Annotated in this window: 20 protein-coding genes; 7 read left to right on the top strand and 13 right to left on the bottom strand. The window is 64.6% G+C overall.

Going from position 1 to position 22717, the window contains the following annotated elements; all coding sequences use genetic code 11:
• Window positions 1–100: 100 nt before the first annotated feature.
• The gene (locus Q0799_RS12730; protein WP_298398901.1) at window positions 101–877 is read left to right on the top strand and encodes a ParA family protein; all 777 of its coding nucleotides are present in this window, start codon (window positions 101–103) and stop codon (window positions 875–877) included.
• Here the strand turns inward: Q0799_RS12730 and Q0799_RS12725 are convergent.
• The 6 genes from Q0799_RS12725 to Q0799_RS12700 form a co-directional block, all read right to left on the bottom strand.
• Window positions 864–1094, bottom strand: coding sequence for a hypothetical protein (locus tag Q0799_RS12725; RefSeq protein WP_043421686.1), 231 nt, complete (start codon window positions 1092–1094; stop codon window positions 864–866). The two genes, Q0799_RS12730 and Q0799_RS12725, sit on opposite strands and share 14 nt — an antisense overlap.
• 103 nt (window positions 1095–1197) lie before the next feature.
• Window positions 1198–2463, bottom strand: coding sequence for a mechanosensitive ion channel domain-containing protein (locus Q0799_RS12720; protein WP_298398899.1), 1266 nt, complete (start codon window positions 2461–2463; stop codon window positions 1198–1200).
• The gene (locus Q0799_RS12715) at window positions 2456–3721 is read right to left on the bottom strand and encodes an RsmB/NOP family class I SAM-dependent RNA methyltransferase (protein ID WP_298398897.1); all 1266 of its coding nucleotides are present in this window, start codon (window positions 3719–3721) and stop codon (window positions 2456–2458) included. The genes Q0799_RS12720 and Q0799_RS12715 overlap by 8 nt, the downstream gene beginning before the upstream one ends.
• Complete coding sequence (locus Q0799_RS12710; protein WP_298398895.1) at window positions 3718–4707, bottom strand: DUF3108 domain-containing protein; 990 nt, start codon at window positions 4705–4707, stop codon at window positions 3718–3720. Before Q0799_RS12710 ends, Q0799_RS12715 begins: the two co-directional genes overlap by 4 nt.
• 6 nt (window positions 4708–4713) lie before the next feature.
• A complete protein-coding gene (purN, locus tag Q0799_RS12705; RefSeq protein WP_298398894.1) occupies window positions 4714–5361 on the bottom strand; it encodes a phosphoribosylglycinamide formyltransferase in 648 nt (215 codons plus the stop codon).
• Between the two features lie 2 nt (window positions 5362–5363).
• Window positions 5364–6080: a hypothetical protein gene (locus Q0799_RS12700; RefSeq protein WP_298398892.1), complete on the bottom strand. Its 717-nt coding sequence runs from the start codon at window positions 6078–6080 to the stop codon at window positions 5364–5366.
• Between the two features lie 43 nt (window positions 6081–6123).
• Here Q0799_RS12700 and mutL point away from each other — a divergent pair, with 43 nt between their 5' ends.
• Both mutL and Q0799_RS12690 read left to right on the top strand, forming a co-directional pair.
• Window positions 6124–7947 (top strand): DNA mismatch repair endonuclease MutL, encoded by a 1824-nt coding sequence (gene mutL / locus Q0799_RS12695; RefSeq protein ID WP_298398890.1) that lies wholly within the window; start codon window positions 6124–6126, stop codon window positions 7945–7947.
• 27 nt (window positions 7948–7974) lie between these two features.
• Window positions 7975–10653, top strand: a complete 2679-nt coding sequence (locus tag Q0799_RS12690; RefSeq protein ID WP_298398888.1) for an EAL domain-containing protein — start codon at window positions 7975–7977, stop codon at window positions 10651–10653.
• Window positions 10654–10664: 11 nt separating this feature from the next.
• Here Q0799_RS12690 and Q0799_RS12685 read toward each other — a convergent pair whose 3' ends face one another.
• Window positions 10665–11480, bottom strand: a complete 816-nt coding sequence (locus Q0799_RS12685; RefSeq protein ID WP_298398886.1) for a D-alanyl-D-alanine carboxypeptidase family protein — start codon at window positions 11478–11480, stop codon at window positions 10665–10667.
• 41 nt (window positions 11481–11521) lie between these two features.
• Here Q0799_RS12685 and miaA point away from each other — a divergent pair, with 41 nt between their 5' ends.
• Window positions 11522–12457 (top strand): tRNA (adenosine(37)-N6)-dimethylallyltransferase MiaA, encoded by a 936-nt coding sequence (gene miaA / locus Q0799_RS12680; RefSeq protein WP_298398885.1) that lies wholly within the window; start codon window positions 11522–11524, stop codon window positions 12455–12457.
• Here the strand turns inward: miaA and Q0799_RS12675 are convergent.
• From Q0799_RS12675 to purM, 6 genes are read right to left on the bottom strand one after another with little or no spacing between them, the layout of a single operon-like run.
• A complete protein-coding gene (locus Q0799_RS12675) occupies window positions 12447–13574 on the bottom strand; it encodes a response regulator (protein ID WP_298398884.1) in 1128 nt (375 codons plus the stop codon). The genes miaA and Q0799_RS12675 overlap by 11 nt on opposite strands.
• Window positions 13575–13597: 23 nt before the next feature.
• Complete coding sequence (locus Q0799_RS12670) at window positions 13598–14179, bottom strand: YqaA family protein (protein WP_028996049.1); 582 nt, start codon at window positions 14177–14179, stop codon at window positions 13598–13600.
• Window positions 14179–17244: an efflux RND transporter permease subunit gene (locus Q0799_RS12665; RefSeq protein ID WP_298398881.1), complete on the bottom strand. Its 3066-nt coding sequence runs from the start codon at window positions 17242–17244 to the stop codon at window positions 14179–14181. Before Q0799_RS12665 ends, Q0799_RS12670 begins: the two co-directional genes overlap by 1 nt.
• Entirely contained in the window at window positions 17241–18362 is a 1122-nt protein-coding gene (locus tag Q0799_RS12660; RefSeq protein WP_298398879.1) for an efflux RND transporter periplasmic adaptor subunit, read from the bottom strand. Before Q0799_RS12660 ends, Q0799_RS12665 begins: the two co-directional genes overlap by 4 nt.
• A complete protein-coding gene (locus Q0799_RS12655; RefSeq protein ID WP_298398877.1) occupies window positions 18359–18913 on the bottom strand; it encodes a septal ring lytic transglycosylase RlpA family protein in 555 nt (184 codons plus the stop codon). The genes Q0799_RS12660 and Q0799_RS12655 overlap by 4 nt, the downstream gene beginning before the upstream one ends.
• Complete coding sequence (gene purM, locus Q0799_RS12650) at window positions 18885–19925, bottom strand: phosphoribosylformylglycinamidine cyclo-ligase (protein WP_298398875.1); 1041 nt, start codon at window positions 19923–19925, stop codon at window positions 18885–18887. Before purM ends, Q0799_RS12655 begins: the two co-directional genes overlap by 29 nt.
• Window positions 19926–20087: 162 nt before the next feature.
• On the opposite strand from purM, the gene tyrS reads away from it, so the two are divergent.
• The 3 genes from tyrS to Q0799_RS12635 are packed head-to-tail and all read left to right on the top strand — an operon-like array spanning window position 20088 to window position 22688.
• Window positions 20088–21362 (top strand): tyrosine--tRNA ligase, encoded by a 1275-nt coding sequence (tyrS, locus tag Q0799_RS12645; protein WP_298398873.1) that lies wholly within the window; start codon window positions 20088–20090, stop codon window positions 21360–21362.
• Window positions 21363–21369: 7 nt separating this feature from the next.
• Complete coding sequence (gene hda / locus Q0799_RS12640) at window positions 21370–22023, top strand: DnaA regulatory inactivator Hda (RefSeq protein WP_298398871.1); 654 nt, start codon at window positions 21370–21372, stop codon at window positions 22021–22023.
• Window positions 22020–22688, top strand: a complete 669-nt coding sequence (locus tag Q0799_RS12635) for an HAD family phosphatase (protein WP_281985439.1) — start codon at window positions 22020–22022, stop codon at window positions 22686–22688. The genes hda and Q0799_RS12635 overlap by 4 nt, the downstream gene beginning before the upstream one ends.
• The last annotated feature ends 29 nt before the right edge of the window (window positions 22689–22717 follow it).

Below are 22717 nucleotides of genomic sequence, written 5' to 3'. Positions count from 1 at the left end.
CCGGAACGATCACAACCCGCACCGGCAAATAAATCCGGAAAGAGTTGCAGAAAGCTGAATGTTAAGTGAAAAATAGCGCCTTGTATAGAACGGCCAAACCATGCGAATCGCCATATTCAACCAGAAAGGCGGCGTCGGAAAGACGACCACCACGCTCAACCTCGGCGCTGCCCTGAACCGCTCGGGCAACCCGCCGCTATTGATCGACCTCGACCCCCAGGGCCACCTGTCGAGCATCCACGGCCAGGCGCCGCTCGATGCCGGACAGAGCCTGTTCGCCTTTTTCCAGGACTTGCGCACCCTGCAGGAACTCGAGGTTGAATGGGAGCATATCGGCCGGCTGATTCCTGCCCACCAGCAGCTGATCAAAGTCGATTCGATCTTCGGCAAGGGGCCGGCCATTCTCAACAAGTTGCGCCACGGCCTGGATGCCCTCGAGGAAGCCAATCCGGACCGGCACTGCCTGATCGACTGCTGTCCCTACATCGGCGTGCTGGCGCTGAATGCCATTTTCGCCTGCGACTGCCTGATCATTCCGGTATCCACCGACTACCTGTCGTTGCAGGCCGCCGACCACATCACGCGCACGCTGCAGGTTCTGGAGCCGGTGATGAAACGCCGCGTCCCGCGTTACTACCTGCTGACACGCTTCGACCGCCGCCGCCGGATGAGCGAGGACGTGCGCAACCGCTTGCGCGAACGCTACGGCGACGAAGTGATCGACACGGTGATTTCCGAGAACGTGACGGTGGCCGAAAGCCCCTCACTGAATCAGGACGTGTTCCGGCACAACGCCGGCAGCACCGGCGCCCACGATTACCGCAAACTGTTCAACGAACTGCTGGAACGCGGCAGCCTGCCGGTCACGACGCGCTGATCAGATCGACCACGTCTTCGTAGTTGATCGACCCCAGACGGCCGTTCATGCTGACCTGATGGTGCTTGCACTCCAGAATTTCGCAATAGTTGTAGATCTGCGCGACCTTGCGGCGAGCCTCTTCCTCATCCCGACCGTAGAAAGAGAGATGCTCAACGATAACGCCATTACGCGTCCGTATCCGGAAAAGGTACTTGCTTATCGTCCCAGCGAGCATAAAAACCTCAACAGATCAAAGCTGTATGAGGAGTATATGCAGTAGTTTCTAGAAACACAATCAATTCGCTTGCAAATCATCGCGAAACATGGCAAATACCCGCTCAACGATCGGCCAGCAATCTGACCTCGCGCTGCGGGAAGGGAATCTGCACGCCATGCTCACGGAAGGCCCGCCAGATGGCAAGGTTGATGTCCGAAACGACGTTCATCTTGCCATTCTCCGGATCGGCCACCCAGAAACCCAGTTCGAGATTGATGCTGCTGTCGGCAAACTGGGTGAGCAGCACCCGCGGCGGCGGGTCGGGCAATACCCGCGGCTGGCCTTGGGCCGACTCGACCATCAGGCGCATCGCCAGTTCGAGATCGCTGTCATAAGCCACGCCGACGGTCGTGCTCAGACGCAGACTGTTGTCGGAATAGGTCTGGTTCTGGACCACCGTACCGATCAGCATTTCATTGGGCACGATGAATTCGATACCGCCCGGATTACGGATAACCGTGTAGCGCGTGGTGATCTGGCTGACCACCCCGCTGTCGGCGCCAATCTGGACGATGTTGCCGATGCGGATCGAACGGTCGAGCAGGATGATGAAACCGGACACGTAATTGCTGGCGATCTTCTGCAAGCCGAAACCGAGACCGACGCCAAGCGCCCCGGTAAACACCGACAACGCAGTCATGTCGATACCGACCATCGCCAGGCTGACCAGCACGGCCAGCACCGTCAGCACGGCCCGCGCAACCCGGACGCCGACAATGCGCAGATTGCCGTCGAGCGAGCGCATGCCCATCAGGCGGGCCTCGATGACGCCGGAGATCCACAGCGCAAAGATCACGGTCAGGAAAATGGTCACCAGGCCGCTGAAAATCAGCCACAGGTTCAACTGCTGCTTGCCGATGCTGAACCCGACCTGGGTCATCGCCTCGATCACGAACGGCGCCAGGTCGGTGATGTACAGCGCCAGCCAGCCCCAGACCAGCGTGGCGATCAGCTTTTCCCACGAAGTCAGCCAACTGGCCCCGGGAAAGGCCTGGCGCAGCACATAGACGACACTGCGGACCAACGCCATCGACGCCAGCAAGGGCATCGCCACTTGCAGCACGGTCACAGGCATGAAGGACTTGAGCGCCACCTGCGTCGCCCCGGTCAGCACCATCCCCGACACCGGAAAAGCCAGTCGGCCGCCGAGCTGGCGGAAACGTCCGCCGCCGTCTTCCCGATGCGTCCGCTGCCACCAGTGGGCAATTCCCCAGGCCAGCACCAGGCAGGAGCCCAGCGCGACCAACTGCCAGACGAACAGCGGATCGCCGAAGTCCGCCAGTAACTTGCCGATCAGACTCAGCGCCTGACGCGTCGACTCATCCATTCTGCTTCTCCAGTACGGCGGCGAAGAAACCGTCCGTATCGTGAAGATGCGGCAGCAGATGCAGCATGTCGCCGCTCAAGGCCACGCCCTGACGGGCCAGCACCTGTTCGGCCGGCACCAGGCGGAACGCCGGATGGGCTGCAAGAAAAGCCTCGACGATGCGTTCGTTTTCCTCGGCCAGCAGGCTGCAGGTCGCATAGACCAGCCGTCCGCCCGGGCGCAGCAGGGTCGCCGCCGCCGCCAGAATGCTGGTCTGTTTGGCGGTCAGTTCGGCAACCGACGCTGCGTCCTGGCGCCATTTCAGGTCGGGATTGCGCCGCAGCGTGCCCAGCCCCGAACACGGCGCATCGACCAGCACGCGATCGACCTTGCCGGCCATGCGTTTCACCTTCTGGTCGCGCTCGTGTTCGATGCGCACCGGATGGACATTGGACAGCCCCGAACGCGCCAGACGCGGCTTGAGTTTGCTCAGGCGGCGCTCGGAAACGTCGAACGCGTAAAGGCGGCCGGTATTGCGCATCTGCGCGCCGAGCAGCAGCGTCTTGCCGCCAGCGCCGGCGCAGAAATCGACGACCATCTCGCCGCGTTTGGCTTCGACCAGCAGCCCCAGCAACTGGCTGCCTTCGTCCTGCACCTCGAAAGCGCCGCTCAGGAACAAGGGATGCTTGGCCAGCGCCGGCTTGTCGCGCAGGCGGACCGCCAGCGGCGACCAGGCGCCGGGCTGGGCGGCGATGCCGGCTTCGGCCAGTTGCGCGAGCAGGGCCTGACGGTCGGTTTTCAGGGTATTGACCCGCAGATCGAGCGGTGCCGGTCGGTTCAGCGCTTCCGCCAGGACCGGAATTTCGTCCGCGGTAAAACTCGTCAGCAGGCGCTCGTAGAGCCAGTCCGGCAGGTCGCAGCGCACCGCCGGCGACAAGGCCGACTCGTCGAACGCCGCCACACTGGCCAGCCAGGCTTCCTCGCCGGCTTTCAGCACCGGGGCGAGCTCGCGCAGATTCCAGCCACGCACGACCAGCAAGGCAACCAGCAGACGCCGCCGGTCGGACAGATTGTCGGCACAACGCGCTTCGATGCTGCGCCCCCGGCGCAGGACCGCGAACACCGTTTCGGCGACGAAACCGCGATCGGCGTGACCCAGCTGGCGATGCTCACGGAAATAACGCGAGACCACGGCATCGGCCGGATGATCGAAATTCAGCAACTGCCCCAGCAGGTTTTCGGCGTGGGCAAAGAGGGCGGGCGTGAAGCGGACTTTCATGGTTTTCCTGTTTGGTTCCGACCCGGCACATCGACGACGGGCTCGATATCGGTGGCGATTTGTTCGTAACTGTCGCCTTTTTTGTCGGTGAAGCGGATTTTAACCGGCAAGCGACCGTAATCGAGCGCAATCCAGATATCCATCAACGTTTCCCCGGTGGCACGCAGATGCAGCACGCGGAAACGCCCGGCCGGCGTCTCGATTTCCTCTTCACCGTGCGAATCGAGATCGTGGCGTTCGTATTTCTTGCTGGTGACCACCCCGATCGCCGAGCCGTTTTCCGGCGCCGCCAGATAGGCCAGCTGGTAATTCAACGACAGCAGGTCCTGCGTTCCCCGCGCAATCCGCTGCTTGCTGCCGTCACGAATCAGCGTCACTTCGTGCTGCTGCCAGTCGAAATCGGCGCCTTCGGCCGGCTGGCGATCCTTGCGCACCACCCGGAAATGCTCGGGCTGCAGTCCGCTGGCCGCCAGGCGCCCGACACTTTCGTAGGACTGGCGCACCGGCTTGAACAACGCAACCAGGCCACTGGTCTCAATCACGCTGCTGAGCCGATAGCTGCCGTCACCGGGAAATTCCCAGCGATGCACGGCGCGGCCGATATTCATGCGCGGCGAATCGCGGACGACGAGAAAGTTGATCCGTCCGCTGCCGCCAAGAACGGGCGCCACCGGTGTCGGCTCGGGTCGCGGCACAGGCTCGACGACCGCAGCCGGCGGGACGTCCCCGGGCGCGACCTCGGCGCTTGCCACGACCGGTGTGCTTGCCGGTCTGACAAGTTTTTTCTTGCGTTGAGGCTCGGCAGACGCAGGCCGGGGTTCGGAAACCGACCGTTCCAGTACCGGTGGTGGTGGCAGAATTTTCAATTCAGCCTGTAAGGGCGGCGGCTCAACCTGTTCGGCAAACACCCCGTAATCGACGCCGAACAGGGCCAGCGCGTGAATCAGCAGCGATCCGGCAAGGGCGGCGAAGAGGATGAAGGGCATGCCCGGTCAGCGGATTTCCGGCGCGATCAAGGCGGTTTGTTCTACCTGCGTGCCGGCAACCCGGACGCGACCGCCGTCGAGTTGCAGACGATCTTCGGCAAACCAGCGAACAGCCTGCGGATAAATCCGATGTTCCTGGCGCAGAACGCGGGCCGCCAGACTGTCTTCGGTATCGTCGTCGAATACCGGCACGGCAGCCTGGATGACGACCGGTCCATGATCGAGCGCCGCCGTCACGAAATGCACGGTGCACCCGTGGATGCGCACCCCCTCGTCGAGCGCCCGCTGGTGCGTGTGCAGACCGGGGAAGGAAGGCAGCAGCGACGGATGGATGTTGAGCAGCCGCCCCTCGTAGCGACCGACAAACGCCGGCGTCAGGATGCGCATGAAACCGGCGAGCACGACCAGGTCCGGCGAAAACTCGTCGATGCACGCGGCCAGCGCCTCGTCGAACGCCTCGCGACCGGCAAACGCCTTGTGATCCAGGGAACGGGTGGCGATACCGGCACGGGCGGCCGTTTCCAGACCTTTGGCGTCCGGCCGGTTGCTGATCACGGCAGCGATGTTGACCGGCAGGCGGCCGGCAGCGCGCTCGGCCAGCATGGCCTCCATGTTGCTGCCGCGACCGGAAATCAGGATGACGATGTTTTTCATGTTCAGAAACCTACGGGAAGAAAGATGGCTGTCGCGACCGACTGGGTGAACCGCGACAACGTCCGGCCGTTGCGGTCGGCAACGACCTGGGCCATGAAATCGAGCAGACCGACGATACGTCCGAACTCCCGCTCGAAGGAGAGATTGCGGTTGGCCGGGTCGAGTTCGTTGGAGAGGAGATAGAGTTCGCCGGCCGAATTGCGGTCGTTGCCCAGTTTCCAGATGGCGATCTCCATGTTGCGGGCGGCATTGAACAACTTGGTCTCGTTCAGACTGTCGAGAATGTAGAAATCGTCCTTGTGCTCGAAAGCCGCATCGACCATGGTCAGCAGACCGAACATCAGCGCACCGACACGGTCGTCGCGATACTCTTCGGAAAAAGCCTGAGCCGCTGCCAGGCGTTCGCGCTGCCCGGCCAGCGCCGGCCAGGACTGACGCTGCTGCAGGCGCTGCAGCGCCGCCTCCCGGCTGGCCAGCCCGGCTTGCCGCCACTCGCGCGGATTGCGCTTGTACAGTTTGTCGGCAATGCGCATCAGGCCGGCCACCACTTCATCTCGATTGACGTCGGTAACGCGGTCGATCTCGGTCTTCAGCAGATAACGCGCCTCGACGCGTGACGCCGGCCGACCTTCGCGATCCAGCCGGGTCGAGCAGCCCGATGCCACCAGTACCGCCGAGGCCAGGAGCAGGAAGCGGAGGAAGTTTGACGAGCCGCGCATGCAGGTCACCGGGGAATGAAGGAGGCCGCATTATAATCCGGGCATGCCGACCATCGCCCGCCTCCCCGACCTCCTGATCAGCCAGATTGCCGCCGGCGAGGTCGTCGAAAGACCCGCCTCCGTGTTGAAGGAGTTGCTCGAAAACAGCCTCGACGCCGGTAGCACGGCGATCCAGGTGCACCTGGAGGAAGGCGGCGTCAAGCTGATCCGCATCACCGACGACGGCTGCGGCATCGCCCGCGACGAACTGGCGCTGGCGCTGACCCGGCACGCCACCTCGAAAATCGCCAGCCTCGACGACCTCGAACGCGTCGCCAGCTTCGGCTTTCGCGGCGAGGCGCTGGCCTCGGTCGCCGCCGTCGCCCGGCTCGCCATCACCAGCCGCGAACGCGGCGCCGCGCATGCCTGGAAGTTGCGCGGCGAAAATGGGGCCGAACCCGAACCGGCAGCACTGATGGCGGGCACCGTGGTCGAGATGCGCGACCTCTATTACAACACCCCGGCGCGGCGCAAATTCCTCAAGTCGGAAAGCACCGAATTCGCCCACTGCGCCGACGCCGTCCGCCGCCTCGCGCTGACCCGGCCGGACGTCGCCATCAGCCTGACACACAACGGCCGCAGCCTGTTCCAGCTGGCACCGGCCGACCGCGCCCGGCGCATCGCCGAAGTGGTCGGCGACGACTTTGTCGCGGCATCACGTACGGTCGACGCAGCCGCCGGGCCAATCTCGCTGACCGGCTTCGCCATCGACCCGACCCGCGCCAGCGAGACCAAGGACGGCCAGAACGTCTTCGTCAATGGCCGTTTCGTGCGCGACAAGATCATCGGCCACGCGCTGCGCGAGGCTTACCGCGACGTCCTCCACGGCGCCCGCCAGCCGGCCGTCTGCCTGTTCCTCGAGATCGACCCCGGGCTGGTCGACGTCAACGTCCACCCGGCCAAGACCGAAGTCCGCTTCCGCGACTCGCGCGCCGTGCACCAGTTCGTCTACCACGCCATCCAGCGCACATTGGCGACGCCGATCCAGGCTGCCGAACCAACGCCGGTCAGCGAAAACAGGGGACAAACCACGGTTTTCGCGGAAAAAAAACCGTGGACATCCCCAGCACCCACGGCGCCCACTTTCCCACCACCGCTGCGCCACCAGGGCAGCCTCGGTGTTGCCGAACCCGCGGCCACGGCTTACCTGGCTTTCGCCCAGGCCGCCCAACGCCCGGCAACGACCAGCAACGGCGCAGCCGATGCCCCGCAGTTCCGCCCGGAAATCCCGGTCGACCGCGACGGTCCGCCGCTCGGCTACGCGCTGGCGCAACTGCACGGCATCTACATCCTGGCGCAGAACGCGGGCGGGTTGATCGTCGTCGACATGCACGCGGCGCACGAGCGCATCCTCTACGAAAAGCTCAAGACCGCCTTCGACAGCCGCCAGGTGGCGACGCAGAACCTGCTCATCCCGGCAATCTTTTCGGCCGATCCGGTCGACGTCGCGGCGGTCGAAGAACATGCTGCCGCCTTGGCCGACCTCGGTTTCCAGATCGCCCCGCTCGGCCCCGGCCAGCTCGGCGTGCGCGCCGTGCCGGCCCTGCTCCAGTCGGGCGACCCGGTAGCGCTGGCGCGCTCGCTGATCGCCGATCTGCGCGAACACGGCATCACCCGGCTGGCCACCGCCCGCCGCAACGAACTGCTGGCGACCATGGCCTGCCACGGCGCGGTGCGCGCCCGCCGTCAGCTGACGATTCCTGAGATGAATGCCCTGCTGCGCCAGATGGAAGAGACCGAACGCGCCGGCCAGTGCAACCACGGCCGGCCGACGTGGACCGCGCTGTCGCTTAACGAACTCGACAAATTGTTTCTTCGCGGTCGATAATCCGGGTTCATCACGCCCGGAGCCTCGATGAAGTCTCTTATTTCGCGATTCCAGCAACTGGTTTCGCCACAGCAGGACAACTGGCGCCGCTATGCCCTGCTCGGACTGGGAACGCTGGCGTTCATCACCTATGCCAGCCTGCTGGCAATCGGCCTGATCATCGCTCACGAGCGCGAAAGTAGCTTCGCCCTGCGCAACCTGGAGAATCTTGCCCACGTTCTCGACGACCACGCCCGCAACACGATCGACAAGATCGACACCATCCTGCTCGGCAGCAAGGTCTATCTCTCACCACTGCGCGACAAGTATCAGGTCGACATCAACGCCACCCTGTCCCGCTACTTGCGACTGATTGCCGATGAATCGCAAAGCCTGCGCGTTGCCGACAAAAATGGCCGTTTCATCTTCGATGCGGCCGGAGAACCAGCGGCAGCGCGCATTGCCGACCGCGCATACTTCCAGCGCAACCGCGACGACAAGTCGGGCGCGCTGGTCATTTCAGAACCCCTGTTCGCCCGCATTACGCACAACTGGGTCATCACCCTCAGCCGCCGCATCGAAGACCCGCAGGGAAACTTCGCCGGCCTGATCCAGGCGGCAATCCGCGCCGAACACTTCCAGGATTTCTTCGCCAGCCTGAACCTGGGTGACGGCCAGAGCATCGCCCTGGTGAATGCCCAGGAGCAACTGATTGCGCGCTACCCCCCCGCGCCGGACAGGATCGGTCAAACGGTCAGCCATCCGAAAGTCGGCGAACTGATCCGGCAACAAGGCAGCTACACCAATTTCACCACCCGGTCGGCGCTCGACGGCATCGAACGCCTCTATGTAGTCCGGCAGGTTGGCGAACTACCCTTTTATGTAGTCGTCGGCCACACACCGGAACACTTCCTCAGCAACTGGCGCCAGCAGGCCTTCTGGGCAACCTTGAGCACCGGCCTGCTCGCCCTCGTCCTGGCCGGCTGGATCGTCGTCTGGCTGCGCACCTACGACCGCGCCCGGGAAATCGCCCAGGGCATGACCCGGGCCTACGAAACCACCTTCCGCCGCACCCGCGCCCTGCTCGACAGCCTTCCCGACCCGGCCTGGCTGAGCGACCGCCAGGGCTTGCTGATCGCGGTCAACGACGCCTACACCGAACTGTCAGGCAAACCGGTCGAGGCCATTCTCGGCCAACCGGCCGAAGCCGCGTTGCCGCCGATCCTCGCCGAAGCGCTGAGCACCCTCTCCGACGAAGCACTGTCGCAACAATGTCAGCAAAAACAGACCGGCAGCCTGCCGACCGAGCGGGGTGGTCAGCGCCATTACGAATACATCGCCACGCCGGTCTTTGACGATCGCGGCATACTCGCCGGTGTTGCCGGCGTTGCCCGCGACATCACGCAACTGCACGAAGACCAGCAACGCATCCGCCACCTGGCCGAACACGATCTGCTCACCGATCTGCCCAACCGCTTCCTGCTGGCCGAGCACATGGCCAGCGCCCTGGCCGAAACGCTCGGCAATCAGGCCGAACTGGCCTTGATGTTCCTCGACCTCGACCATTTCAAGAACATCAACGACACCCTCGGCCACGACATCGGCGACCAGTTGTTGCTGCAGGTCGCCCAGCGGCTCAGCACCAACCTCGACAAGCGCGACACGATCAGCCGTCAGGGCGGCGACGAATTTGCCATCCTGATCCGTCACCATGGCGCCCCGGCCCGACTGGCCACGATTGCCCAGCGCCTGATCGATGTCCTCGGCCGGACCTTCTTCGTCAGCGGCCACGAATTGCGCGTCGGCGCCAGCATCGGCATCAGCCTGTATCCGCAGGACGGCAAGGACATCGGCAGCCTGCTGAAGAACGCCGATACAGCGATGTATCAGGCCAAGGCAACCGGCGGCAATACCTACCGCTTCTTCACCCAGGAAATGAATCTGCGCATTTCGGAGCGGGTCACGCTCGAAAACAATCTGCGCCGGGCACTCGGCGGCGACGAGATATTCGTCCACTACCAGCCCCAGACCGATGCCAGGAAGCAACGCCTGGTCGGCTTCGAAGCCCTAGTCCGCTGGCAGCACCCGGAACTCGGAACCATCCCGCCGGCACGCTTCATCCCGGTGGCCGAGGAAAGCTGCCTGATCTACCAGGTTGGCGAGCGCGTGCTGCGCGAAGCCTGTCGGCAGAACCGGCGCTGGCAGGACCTGGGACTGCCGCCGGTCGTAATGGCGGTCAACCTCTCGGCCGTCCAGTTACGCCAGCCCGACCTGCCCCAACGGGTCGCCGCCATCCTCGCCGAGACCGGCCTCGAGGCGCGCTGGCTGGAGCTGGAAATCACCGAGAGCGCGTTCATTCACGATACCGACCGGATCATCGACGTCCTGCAGGAACTTCGGGCCATCGGCATCAAGCTGTCGGTCGATGACTTCGGCACCGGTTACTCCAGTCTCGGTTACCTCAAGCGCCTGCCATTCGACCGGATCAAGATCGATCAATCCTTCGTTCGCGACCTGCCGGAGGATGCGGACGACATTGCCATCGTCCGCGCCATCATCGCCATCGCCGCCAGCCTGCAGAAGGAAGTCATTGCCGAAGGCGTCGAGCAGGCGGAGCAGCGCGAATTCCTGCTGGAACAGGGATGCGACCTGATGCAGGGCTACCATTTCGGCCGGCCGGCCGACGCGGCCAGCGCCGAAGCCCTGTTGCGCGCCATGATCCGGTAGACCGGGCGGCCTCAGGCACTGCCCAGCCGCTCCCGGGCGAAGCTGCGCAGGCGGTTCATGTCGCGCGCCCGGGCTTCGCGGTCGCTGGCGTTGAGCACGACCATGGCGATCACCTGGCCGCCGAAGCGCTCGGCTTCGGCCAGACAGAAGCCGGCCAGCGAGGTAAACCCGGTCTTGCCGGCAAGCAGCGAGACCGAGCGGTCATGGGCGAAGCGATTCACGTTGAGCTTGCCGCCGACCGCCGTCTTGCGCGACAACGCCTGGAAATAGGGAATCTGTGCCAGGGTCGCCAGCAGCACGCCCAGATCCCGGGCGCTGGCCTGATTGACCGGCGACAACCCGGCGGCGTCGCCAAAATCGAAGCTGAACAACTGCATCTGCGTCATCAACGCCCGCATCGCGTAACGGAACTCTTCCCAGCCGCCGGGAAAAGTCCGCGCCAGCGCCGCCGCTGCGCGGTTGTCCGAGGCCACTACCAGCCATTCAAGCAACTGCTCGCGGCGCCAGCGCGAGCCGACCGGGAGGCTGGAGCGGGTATGTTCCGAGCTCACCGCATCCGCCTGCTCGATGCGTATCGTCTCGTTCAGGGGCAGTTCGGCGCTCAACACGACCCAGGCGGAAATCAGCTTGCTGATCGAGGCAATCTGCACCGGGCGGTCGGCATCGATCGCCAGCAGGGTTTCATCCAGGCTGCCGACGAAGGCATGACGGGCACTCAAGCCCGGTATGCGCTCACCGGCCGCCCCGGCAAACGACGGCAGCAGGCCGGCGGCCGGCGCGAGCAAGCCGGCGGAGAGCAGGCGACGACGACTGAGAATGACGGTCATGATTAGCGGATTATAGCCCCCCCGTGCTAGCATTGCCCGCCATGAAATTACCGCCAGCCATCCTCATCATGGGCCCGACTGCTTCGGGCAAGACCGCTGCCGCCATGGCGCTGGCCGACCGTTTGCCGGTCGGTCTGATCAGCGTCGATTCGGCCCAGGTCTTCATCGACATGGATATCGGTACCGCCAAGCCCGACCGGGAAACACTGGCCCGCTATCCGCACCGCCTGATCGACCTGATCACGCCGGAACAGCGTTATTCGGCGGCCCGCTTCCGCGCCGAGGCACTGGCGGCGATGAACGAAATCCGCGCCGCCGGACGCATCCCCGTGCTGGTCGGCGGCACCATGCTCTATTTCCGCGCCCTGCTGCACGGACTGGCCGAGTTGCCGCAGGCCGACGATGCCCTGCGCGCCACCATCGACGCCGACGCCGCCCGCCTGGGCTGGCCGGCGATGCACGCCCGCCTGGCCGAACTCGACCCGGCGACGGCTGCCCGGCTGCCGCCCAACGACAGCCAGCGGATCCAGCGGGCGCTGGAGGTCTGTCTGGCAGGCGGCCGGCCGATGTCCGCGGTGCTGGCCGAGAGCGAACAACAGAAACCGGACTGGAATTTCCTGCAACTGGCCTTGTTGCCGTCGGACCGTGCCGTGCTGCACGAACGCATCGCCCGCCGCTTCGACGAAATGCTGCTCGCCGGCCTGGACGAAGAAGTGGCGATGCTGCGGCAGAAATACCGGCTCACCCCCGAACTGCCGGCGATGCGCTGCGTCGGTTACCGTCAGGTCTGGGAGGCCCAGGACGGCCTGATTCCGCGCCAAGAAATGCGCGACCGCGGCGTCTTCGCCACCCGGCAACTGGCCAAGCGCCAGATTACCTGGCTGGGCAATTCCTTTGCCGCCGAGACTTTCGACTGCATCGACGCCGGATTAAGCGAACGCGTCAGCCAGCGCGTCGCCCGTTTCCTCAACGCCTGAGCACCTGCTCCAGGCTTTGCGCCAGTTCCTGCAACTGGCCGATGGTCTGCAGGCTGGCATCCTGGCTGGCGACCATGCGCTGCATGTAATCCGCCGCCAGCGTGGTCATCGACTCCTCCTGGCTCTCGGTGAGTCCCAGCGACATCATCGAACGGCCCAGGGCTTCCTGGAATTCGATCATGATCTCGGTGAGCTCCATCGAATTGCGGCGGTAGCTGGCCTGCACCGAATCGAGCGTTGACTGCACCCGCGGCAAGGCTGCCTCGATGCCGGCCCGCCGGTGGCGCGCCAGTTCCTCGGCCTCGATCGCACGCATCCGGGCGTCGGCGCCTTCAGCCAGCAAGGCACCGTTGTCGCGGATACGACCGCAGCGGTCCGGATCGTCCAGCGGCATGTTGTTGACCAGCAAGGTGACGTGCCCGTAATTGAACACGCAGCGCGTCTTGAACTGGAAAATCCGCCCGGAATGCCGGACATGGTTGAGCACCGAAACTTCCAGCGGCAGATCGCAACCGTTCTCGCTGTACGACCGGGCCCGGTCGTCCATGCGCAGCTGGACGGCAGCATTCAGTTCATACTGGCGCATGCTGTCGATCAAGGCCGCCGCCAGTTCTTCCGAACTGCCGCAGGAGAAGGACTTGCTCAGGAACTGCAGGACGACACCCAGTTCGCCCATGCTGACCATCGCCGACATCGCCGTGCGCTGCGCATAACCGGCCTGCTCGTGCAGGTTGCGCTTCTCGCCCAGGATGCGCGCCGCCACCTTGACCTTGCGCAGAAGCTCGTCCGGGTCGAAAGGCTTGGTGATGAAATCCTCGCCGCCGGCTTCGTAGCATTGCAGCCGGGTGTCGATATCGTCACTGGCCGAAACGAACAGGATGGGAATATCCTGCGTATCCCAATCCTCCTTCAAACGCTGGCAGACCTCGAAACCGCTGATGCCCGGCAGGGTCAGGTCGAGGATGACGATATCCGGCTTGCACTCGGCAATCCGCGCCAGGCAATCCTCGCCCGAGCCGAAGAATTCCCGGTCGAAATCCGCCTCAAGCACGGCGCCGAGCACCTCCAGCAGAATCGGATCGTCGTCGACGATGAACACCTTGAGTTTATTGTCCATTTATTCTCTCCCTGTATCCCGGTTCAGCGCAGGCCGATCCACAAGCCCACGATCACCACGACAAGCACCACTGCCCAGCCCAGCCTGTCGATATAGCGATGCAGTGCTTCCTCCATCCGTGCCCCACCCCAGGCCATCAGGCCGGCAACCAAGAAAAAGCGCAGGCCGCGGCCGACGATGGAAGCCAGCGTAAACGGCAACAGCGCCATCGACAAAGCGCCAGCGGCAATGGTGAATACCTTGTAGGGAATGGGCGAGAAGCCGGCGACGAAGACCGCCCAGAAGCCCCATTTCCCGAACCACTCGACCGCCGTCTGGTAAGCCGGCCAGTAACGGCTTTCCTGCAGCCAGGGCTGGATCGCATCGAGGGCGAAATAACCGATCAGGTAGCCGGCCAGGCCGCCGAGCACTGACGCCAGGGTGGTGATCAGCGCCAGCCGCCACCAGCGCGGCGGGTTGGCCAGGGCCATCGGCGCCAGCATGACATCGGGCGGCACCGGAAAAAAGGACGACTCGGCAAAACTCAGTCCGCCCAGATACCAAGGCGCGCGTGGATGACGCGACCAGTCCATGGCCCGGCGATAGAGGGGAGAAAAGAGTTTCATCAATGAGCTTCTTCGGAAAGCGGGGTTTCAGCAGGATGCGGCTGGATCCGGGTGGCCAGCAGGGTATAGACCGCCGGCACCACGAACAGCGTCAGGAAGGTACCGAGCAGCAGACCGCCGACAATGACCCAGCCGATCTGCTGGCGCGATTCGGCGCCGGCGCCGGTAGCCAGCGCCAGCGGCACGGCGCCGAGAACCATGGCCCCGGTAGTCATCAGGATCGGGCGCAGGCGCAGTTCGGCGGCCTCGATCACCGCTTCACGCAGTTCCCGGCCCTTTTCCTGCAGCTGGTTGGCGAATTCAACGATCAGGATGCCGTGCTTGGTGATCAAGCCGACCAGCGTGACCAGGCCGATCTGGCTGTAAACATTGAGCGTTCCGTCGGTCGCCCAGAGCGCGAACAGCGCGCCGGCCATCGACAACGGCACGGTCAGCATGATGATCAGCGGATCGCGGAAACTCTCGAACTGCGCCGCCAGGACCAGGTAGATGAAAGCCAGCGCCAGCACGAAAGTGATCGCCAGCGACGCCGACGACTGGCGGAACTCGCGCGTCTGCCCGTTGTAATCGACGGCGTAGCCCGGTTTGAGCATCTGCCCGGCGACCCCGTCCATGTAGGTCAGCGCCTCGCCCATGGTGTAGCCCGGCGCCAGGTTGGCGGTGATGGTCACCGCCCGGCGCTGGCCGAAGTGGTTGAGTTCCCGCGGCGCCACGGTTTCCTGGACGTCGAGCAGGTTGTCGAGCGAAATCATGCTGCCATCGCCGCCGCGCACGTAGATGTCGCGGATGTCGCCGGGCGACCGGCGGTCGCTGTCGGCGACCTGGACGATCACGTCGTACTGCTCGCCGTCGCGCTTGAAGCGGGTCACCTGGCGGCCACCGAGGAAAGTTTCCAGCGTCCGGCCGATGGTCTCGACCGGCACCCCCACGTCGGCCGCCTTGTCGCGACGCACCACCACCGACAGCTCCGGCTTGTTCAGCTTGAGGTCGGTATCGACGTTGGTCAGCCCCGGATTCTTCGCCAGTTCGCCGAGGAATTGCTGGGTCACCTGCTGCAGTTCCTCATACGGCGCCGAGGTGACGATGACGAAATTGATCGGCCTCTCGCGCGGACTCTGGCCGAGCGACGGCGGCGTGACCGGGAAAGCCATGACGCCGGGCACGGCGGCGAACTTGGGGAACAGCTCCTTGGCGATGTCCGACGACTTGCGCGAGCGCTCGCTCCAGTCGCTCAGGCCGACGAAGGAAATGCCCTGGTTCACGGTCGGGTTGCCGGAAACGACGAAATAGCGCTCGATATCCTGGGTCTGGCTGTAGATGTTCTCCAGTTGCTGCGCGTATTTCTGGGTGTATTCCAGGGTTGCGCCGTCCGGGCCGTTGAACACCCCGAGAATCACACCGCGATCCTCGATCGGCGCCAGTTCGGACTTCAGCGCCTTGAGCAGCACGCCGCAGGCGGCCGCGACGGCGACGAAAGCGACGAAGACGATCCAGCGATGTGCCAGCGCCTGCGTCAGCACGCGACGATAGCCGGCGTTGAGCCAGTTGAGGAAGGACTCGATCAACATGAAGCCCTTCGAATGCTTTTCCTCGTGCTTGAGCAGCACCGAGCACATCATCGGCGACAACGTCAGCGCAACAAAACCGGAGACCAGCACGGCGCCGGCCAGGGTCAGCGCGAACTCGATGAACAGCTTGCCGGTGCGCCCGGTCATGAACGCCACCGGCGCGTACACGGCGGCCAGCGTCAGCGTCATCGCGACCACGGCAAAGCCGATTTCCTTCGCCCCCTTGAACGCTGCCTCGCGCCGCGGCATGCCTTCCTCGATGTGGCGGTAGATGTTCTCCAGCATCACGATGGCGTCGTCGACGACCAGGCCGATGGCCAGCACCAGCGCCAGCAGCGTCAGCGTGTTGATGGTGAAGCCGAGCACGAACATGATGGCGAAGGCGCCGATCAGCGAGACCGGGATGGTGACCAGCGGAATCAGCGTCGCCCGCAGGTTACGCAGGAAAAAGAAGATGATCGCCAGCACCAGCACGATGGCTTCGCCGATGGTGGTGAACACCGACTTGATCGAGCGGTCGATGAACACCGACGAATCGTAGGAAATATCGACGCGCATGCCCTCTGGCAGCTCTTCGGTGATGCGCGGCAGTTCGGCGCGCAGGGCCTTCGACAGTTCGAGCGGGTTGGCCGTGGCTTGCTTGATCACGCCCAGCGACACCGCCGAGCGCCCCTTGAAGCGCACCGAAGTCCGTTCGGCAGCAGCGCCGATCTCGACCCGCGCGACATCGCCGATACGCACCGGGTAACCATCGACATTGCGCAGGATGACCGCGCTGAATTCTTCCGGCGTACGCAGGTCGGTGGTCGACACCACGGAAAATTCGCGCTCGACGCTCTCGATACGCCCGGCCGGCACTTCAACGTTCTGACGGCGTAACGCATCCTCAACATCGGCCGGCGTCAGCCGATAGGCCGCCAGCCGCTGCTTGTCCAGCCAGATGCGCATGGCGAACTTGCGCTCGCCGAACACGCGCACGTCGGCGGCACCGGTCAGCGTCTGCAACTTGGGCTTGACGATGCGGTTGGCGACGTCGGTCACTTCCAGCGGCGTATGCTTCTCGGACGAGAAGGCCAGCCAGATGATCGGGTTGGCGTCGGCCTCGACCTTGGCGATGACCGGCTCGTCGACTTCGTCGGGCAGGCGGTTGCGCACCCGCGAAACGCGGTCGCGGACGTCGGCAGCGGCCGAATCCGGCTCGCGTTCGAGCTTGAAGCGCACCGAAATCTGGCTGCGTTCGGCACGCGAGATCGAGGTGATCACCTCGACGCCCTCAATGCCGGCCAGCGAATCCTCGAGCGGCTTGGTCACCTGCGACTCGATGATGTCGGCCGAGGCACCACGGTAATCGCTGGTCACCGTGACCACCGGCTCGTCGATCTTCGGGTATTCGCGCACCGACAGGCGATCGTAGGAAACGATACCGATCAGCATCACGACCAGCGACAGCACGGTCGCGAAGACCGGCCGTTCGATGCAGATTTCCGAAATTCTCATGGCTTGCCCTGGGCGCCGTCAGCCGGCTTCGCCCCCGGCACCGTCACCGGCGCCCCCGGGCGCAGCTTCAGCTGGCCGGCGCTGACCACGACATCGCCCGCCGCCAGTCCGTCGACAATCTCGACCTGGGCGTCGCGGCGAATGCCGGTATGGACCACGACCCGCTCGGCCTTGCCATCGACCACCTTGAACACGGCCGGCTTGGCGCCCGGCATGATGGCTTCTTCCGGCACCATCAGCACCCCCTTGCGCTCGCCGAAGGCCAGCCGCAGGCGGACGAACATGCCCGGCCGCAACTGGCCGGCGGCATTGTCCAGCCGCGCGCGCACGGCAATCGAGCGGCCGTTCGGATCGATCTGCGGATCGATGGCCTCGACCTTGGCGACGAATCGCTGCCCCGGCAGCGCATCGCTGCCCAGTTCCAGCGACTGCCCGACCTTGACCCGCTCCAGCCAGGTCTCGGCCAGACGGAAATCGACGCGCAGGCTGCTGACATCCTCGATATTGACCAGCACCTCGCCTTCCTTGATGTAGCTGCCGACGCTCACGTCGCGCAACCCGACGATGCCGCGGAACGGCGCCTGGATGCGCATCTTCGCCGCCTTGGCCGCCGCCAGCTGGACCGCCGCCTCCTGCACCTTCAGTGTCGCCGCCGAGGCATCGAGCGCCTGCGGGCTGATGAATTTCTTTTCCAGCAATTCCTGGTTGCGCTTGAAACTGGCCAGCGCCAGGTCGCGATTGGCCCGGGCCTGCGCCAGTTCGGCATCGGGAATGGTGGCATCGAAGGCAATCAGCAGATCGCCCTTGTTGACCAGCGCACCATCGCGAAAGCCGATCCGGGTGATGCGTCCGCTGACCTCCGGACGCAGCACGACCGATTCGGCGGCTTTCAGCGTACCGACCGCGGTGGTGTCGTCGGCAAAATCGACAGCCAGCACGGTGGCGACCTCGACCGCCACCGGCCGTGCCGGTGCCGCCTGAGCTGCCGGTGCGGCGGCCTTTTGGCCAGGCGCGGGCGCCGGCGCTTCGCTGCGGTTGGCCGACCAGGCATAGAAACCAAGTCCCAGCAGACCGGCAAAGGAAAGCGCAAGAACGCCACGACGTTTCATCTTGTTCATGGTGGGGAGATTCCTGGGCTTGGCCCGAGATTGATCATTCCAGACGAATTGTACCCAACATCGCCCCCGGTACCGACCGTGGCAGCGTTTTCCCTTGCGGGAGAAGCGAAGGCGTCGGCGCAGGCGAGATGGCCGCGGGCCCGAAGGGAGTCGTCGAGCAAGGCAACCTTGACCTTGACGACGCCGGCCTGGAGCATTTCCAGATAATCGGCAGCCGACTTCGAGATATCGATGACCCGCGCCCGATGCCGGCGATGCATGCGGTCATTGATGCGGACCACGACGCACAGGCCATTGGACGGACGCAGCACGGCGACGTGGCTGCCGAGCGGGAAGCGGTTGCTGGCGGCGCTGAAGACGGTCTTGTCGAAAACCTCACCGCTGGCCGTCTTGCGGCCGTGAAACTTGCTGCCGTAGTAACTGGCCAGCCCTTCGACCACGGCAACAGGCGGCGGCGCCTCGGCAACCGCCGCCAGGGTCAGGCCCAGGCCGCAGCAGAGCGCCGCGACCCGCCTGACAAGATCAGACGACGACGGTCTGCGCCTCGTCACCCTGACGGGCCCGGATCTTACCGATGCGGTAAACCGCTTCGCCCTGCGCCTTCAGTTCGGCCATCGCCGCATCGGCGTCGGCCGCTGCGACGACGATGACCAGGCCGATACCGCAGTTGAAGGTGCGGTGCATCTCGCTCTCGGCGACATTGCCTTCGGCCTGCATCCAGTCGAACAGCTTGGGACGCGGCCAGGCGGCCTTTTCCAGTTCGGCGACGGTGTTTTCCGGGAGCACGCGCGGCACGTTTTCGAGCAGGCCGCCACCGGTGATGTGGGCCATGCCCTTGATCGCGACCTTTTCCATCGTCGCCAGCACCTGCTTGACGTAGATGCGGGTCGGCGCCATGACCACGTCGGCCAGCGAACGATCGCCGTCGAACGGTGCGTTCATGTCCGGCTTGGAACGGTCGATGATCTTGCGCACCAGCGAGTAGCCGTTGGAGTGGGCGCCTGAAGACGCCAGGCCGAGCACGACGTCGCCCGGGGCGATCGACTTGCCGTCGATGGCCTTGGATTTTTCCACGACGCCAACCGCGAAACCGGCCAGGTCGTATTCGCCGGCCGGGTACATGCCCGGCATTTCGGCGGTTTCGCCCCCGATCAGCGCGCAGCCGGCCAGTTCGCAGCCCTTGGCGATGCCGCCGACGACGGCAGCGGCGGTATCGACATCAAGCTTGCCGCAGGCAAAGTAATCGAGGAAGAACAGCGATTCGGCGCCAAGCACCAGAATGTCATTGACGCTCATCGCGACCAGATCCTGGCCGACGGTATCGTGACGATTGAGGTCGAACGCCAGCTTCAGCTTGGTCCCGACACCGTCGGTCCCGGACACCAGCACCGGCTCCTTGTAACGCTTGGGCACTTCGAACAGGGCGCCGAAGCCGCCAATGCCGCCAAGCACGCCGTCGCGCAGCGTCTTTTTGGCCAGGGGCTTGATGCGCTCGACGAGGGCATCGCCGGCATCGATGTCGACACCGGCATCACGGTAGGAGAGGGAGGTATTCTGGGTCATGATCTTGAAAGCTCGCCGGAAGCAGCCCAAGGGCCGCTGGAAAAAACCGCGATTTTACCCGAAAGCCGGCCGAGCCCCTAACCCATGGCGCCGGGTCTGCTAAAATCGCGGGTCCGTCTTTCCGGCGCCCGGCATGGCGCCCATCCCGTGGAGATTTCACCGATGTACCAGTCCCCCCTGCTTCAGGATCTGCATGAGCGCGGTCTGATCGCCCAGCTCACCGACGCGGAAACGCTCGACAAAATGCTGCAGGAGGAGAAGATCACGCTGTATTGCGGCTTCGATCCGACCGCCGACAGTCTGCACCTCGGCCACCTGGTGCCGGTGCTCATCCTCAAGCGCTTCCAGCAGGCCGGGCATCGGCCGATTGCGCTGGTCGGCGGCGCCACCGGCATGATCGGCGACCCGAGCTTCAAGGCCACCGAACGCAAGTTGAACACGCCGGACGTGATCGCTTCCTGGGTCGGCAAGATTCGCGGCCAGGTCGAGCCCTTCCTGAGTTTCGAGGGCGACAACGCGGCGCTGATGGCGAATAACCACGACTGGTTCGGCGCCATGAACTGCCTGGAGTTCCTGCGCGACATCGGCAAGCACTTCTCGGTCAACGCCATGATCAAGAAGGAATCGGTGCAGCAGCGCCTGGTGCGCGAAGACCAGGGGATTTCCTACACCGAGTTTTCCTACAGCCTGCTGCAGGGCTACGACTTCGCCGAACTCTACAAGCGCCACCAGTGCGTCCTGCAGGTCGGTGGTTCCGACCAGTGGGGCAACATCACCGCCGGCACCGACCTGACCCGCCGCCTGCACCACACGCAGGTCTACGGCATGACCGTGCCGCTGATCACCAAGGCCGACGGCACCAAGTTCGGCAAGACCGAATCGGGCGCCGTCTGGCTCGACCCGAAGAAGACCTCACCCTACGCCTTCTACCAGTTCTGGCTGAACACGGCCGACGCCGACGTCTACAAATTCCTGAAGTTCTTCACCTTCCTGCCGATCGAACGCATCAACGAGATCGAAGCGGCGGACAAGGCCAGCGGCGGCAAGCCTGAAGCCCAGCGCATCCTGGCCGAAGAGGCGACCCGCCTGGTGCACGGCGAAGTGGCGCTGATGGCGGCGCGGCGCATCACCGAGTGCCTGTTCTCCGGTCAACTCGCCGATCTGACCGAAAACGACCTCGAACAACTGGCCCAGGACGGCATGCCCGGCATCGCACTCGACAGCGCGGCCGACGGCCTGATCGACGCGCTGGCAGCCAGCGGCCTGGCCAAGTCGAAGTCGGAAGCGCGCACTTTCATCCAGGGCGGCAGCGTGACGATCAACGGCGCCAAGGCCGACTCGCTCGACCACCGTCTCGTCGGCGATGACCGCCTCTACGGCCGCTTCACCATCCTGCGCCGGGGCAAGAAGCAGTACGCGATGCTGCGCTGGCAATAAGCCGACGATGCGCCAGCTGACCCTCGACCTGCTGCCGGAAAGCCCACCGTCGCTGGACAACTTCGTTGCCGGCGGCAACGACGAGACGGTGGCGGCGCTGACTGGCTGGCTGGCCGGCGCGCTGGAGGCGACTGCCTTCTGCCTGCACGGTGAGACCGGTTGCGGCAAGACCCACCTGCTGCTCGCCTGCGGCTTCAACTACATCGACGCCGCCGCCAATCCCGGCCTCGACGGCGTCACTGCCGACGGCCCGCTGGCCGTGGACAATGTCGAGGCGCTCGACGCCGCCGGCCAGATTGCCCTGTTCGCACTGTTCAACCAACTCCGCGCCAGCGGCGAACGCCTGCTCACCGCCGCCGGCCAGCCACCCTCGCACCTGGCGCTGCGCGAGGACCTGCGCACCCGCCTCGGTGCCGGCCTGATCTACCGGCTGCAGCCGCTGTCCGACGCCGAAAAGGCCGCCGCGCTGGCCGCCCAGGCCAGGGAACGGGCGCTCAAACTGACGCCCGAAGCCATCGACTACCTGATGCGCCACGCGCCGCGCAACATGCGCGCGCTGTCGGCGCTGATCGTCGCCCTCGACCGTTACACCCTAGAACACAAGCGCGCGGTGACCCTGCCGTTGCTGCGCGAACTACTCAACCAGGAAGCCACCGTATGAACCTCGCCCTTTTTGATCTCGACAACACCCTGCTCGCCGGCGATTCCGACTTCGAATGGGCGCAGTTCCTGATTTCCAAGGGCGTCGTCGATCGCGAAGTCCAGGAAGCCAAGAACGTCGAGTTCTACGAGCACTACAAGGCCGGCACGCTCGATATCGACGCCTTCCTCGAATTCCAGCTGGCACCGCTGACCCGCCACCCGCGCGCCGAACTCGACGCCTGGCATCGCGAGTACATGGACCGCCACATCCGCCCGCTGATCGGCGACCCGGCGCGCGCGCTGGTGCGCAGCCACCTCGATGCCGGCGACCTGTGCGTGATCGTCACTGCCACAAACAGTTTCGTCACCGGCCCGATTGCCCGCGAATTCGGCATCCATCACCTGATCGGCACGATTCCGGCCGTCGACGTCAAGGACGGCGCCTTCTTCGGCACCTCGACCGGTACGCCGTCGTTCCAGGCCGGCAAGATCGTCCGCGTCGAGCAGTGGCTGGAAGCGCACGGCCTGTGGTGGGGCAGCTTCGACAACAGCTATTTCTACAGCGATTCGCACAACGATCTGCCGCTGATGAAGCACGTCCGCACCCCGGTCGCCGTCGATCCGGATGACAAACTGTGTCATCACGCCACTGAAATGGGCTGGAAAATCATCACATTGCGGTAAAATTCCCGCTTTTCGCAGCGCAGCATGCG

The organism is uncultured Azonexus sp. (genome assembly GCF_937982035.1).
In the GTDB taxonomy this organism is placed as follows: domain Bacteria; phylum Pseudomonadota; class Gammaproteobacteria; order Burkholderiales; family Rhodocyclaceae; genus Azonexus.
Note: the sequence above shows the minus strand (reverse complement) of the source record. Positions and strands in the feature narration are given on the sequence as shown.

What these genes read in the sequence shown, in the direction of transcription:
- Q0799_RS12730 (WP_298398901.1), top strand. Translation starts at nt 101, where the DNA reads ATGCGAATCGCCATATTCAACCAGAAAGGCGGCGTCGGAAAGACGACC.
- Q0799_RS12725 (WP_043421686.1), bottom strand. Translation starts at nt 1,094, where the DNA reads ATGCTCGCTGGGACGATAAGCAAGTACCTTTTCCGGATACGGACGCGT.
- Q0799_RS12720 (WP_298398899.1), bottom strand. Translation starts at nt 2,463, where the DNA reads ATGGATGAGTCGACGCGTCAGGCGCTGAGTCTGATCGGCAAGTTACTG.
- Q0799_RS12715 (WP_298398897.1), bottom strand. Translation starts at nt 3,721, where the DNA reads ATGAAAGTCCGCTTCACGCCCGCCCTCTTTGCCCACGCCGAAAACCTG.
- Q0799_RS12710 (WP_298398895.1), bottom strand. Translation starts at nt 4,707, where the DNA reads ATGCCCTTCATCCTCTTCGCCGCCCTTGCCGGATCGCTGCTGATTCAC.
- purN (WP_298398894.1), bottom strand. Translation starts at nt 5,361, where the DNA reads ATGAAAAACATCGTCATCCTGATTTCCGGTCGCGGCAGCAACATGGAG.
- Q0799_RS12700 (WP_298398892.1), bottom strand. Translation starts at nt 6,080, where the DNA reads ATGCGCGGCTCGTCAAACTTCCTCCGCTTCCTGCTCCTGGCCTCGGCG.
- mutL (WP_298398890.1), top strand. Translation starts at nt 6,124, where the DNA reads ATGCCGACCATCGCCCGCCTCCCCGACCTCCTGATCAGCCAGATTGCC.
- Q0799_RS12690 (WP_298398888.1), top strand. Translation starts at nt 7,975, where the DNA reads ATGAAGTCTCTTATTTCGCGATTCCAGCAACTGGTTTCGCCACAGCAG.
- Q0799_RS12685 (WP_298398886.1), bottom strand. Translation starts at nt 11,480, where the DNA reads ATGACCGTCATTCTCAGTCGTCGTCGCCTGCTCTCCGCCGGCTTGCTC.
- miaA (WP_298398885.1), top strand. Translation starts at nt 11,522, where the DNA reads ATGAAATTACCGCCAGCCATCCTCATCATGGGCCCGACTGCTTCGGGC.
- Q0799_RS12675 (WP_298398884.1), bottom strand. Translation starts at nt 13,574, where the DNA reads ATGGACAATAAACTCAAGGTGTTCATCGTCGACGACGATCCGATTCTG.
- Q0799_RS12670 (WP_028996049.1), bottom strand. Translation starts at nt 14,179, where the DNA reads ATGAAACTCTTTTCTCCCCTCTATCGCCGGGCCATGGACTGGTCGCGT.
- Q0799_RS12665 (WP_298398881.1), bottom strand. Translation starts at nt 17,244, where the DNA reads ATGAGAATTTCGGAAATCTGCATCGAACGGCCGGTCTTCGCGACCGTG.
- Q0799_RS12660 (WP_298398879.1), bottom strand. Translation starts at nt 18,362, where the DNA reads ATGAACAAGATGAAACGTCGTGGCGTTCTTGCGCTTTCCTTTGCCGGT.
- purM (WP_298398875.1), bottom strand. Translation starts at nt 19,925, where the DNA reads ATGACCCAGAATACCTCCCTCTCCTACCGTGATGCCGGTGTCGACATC.
- tyrS (WP_298398873.1), top strand. Translation starts at nt 20,088, where the DNA reads ATGTACCAGTCCCCCCTGCTTCAGGATCTGCATGAGCGCGGTCTGATC.
- hda (WP_298398871.1), top strand. Translation starts at nt 21,370, where the DNA reads ATGCGCCAGCTGACCCTCGACCTGCTGCCGGAAAGCCCACCGTCGCTG.
- Q0799_RS12635 (WP_281985439.1), top strand. Translation starts at nt 22,020, where the DNA reads ATGAACCTCGCCCTTTTTGATCTCGACAACACCCTGCTCGCCGGCGAT.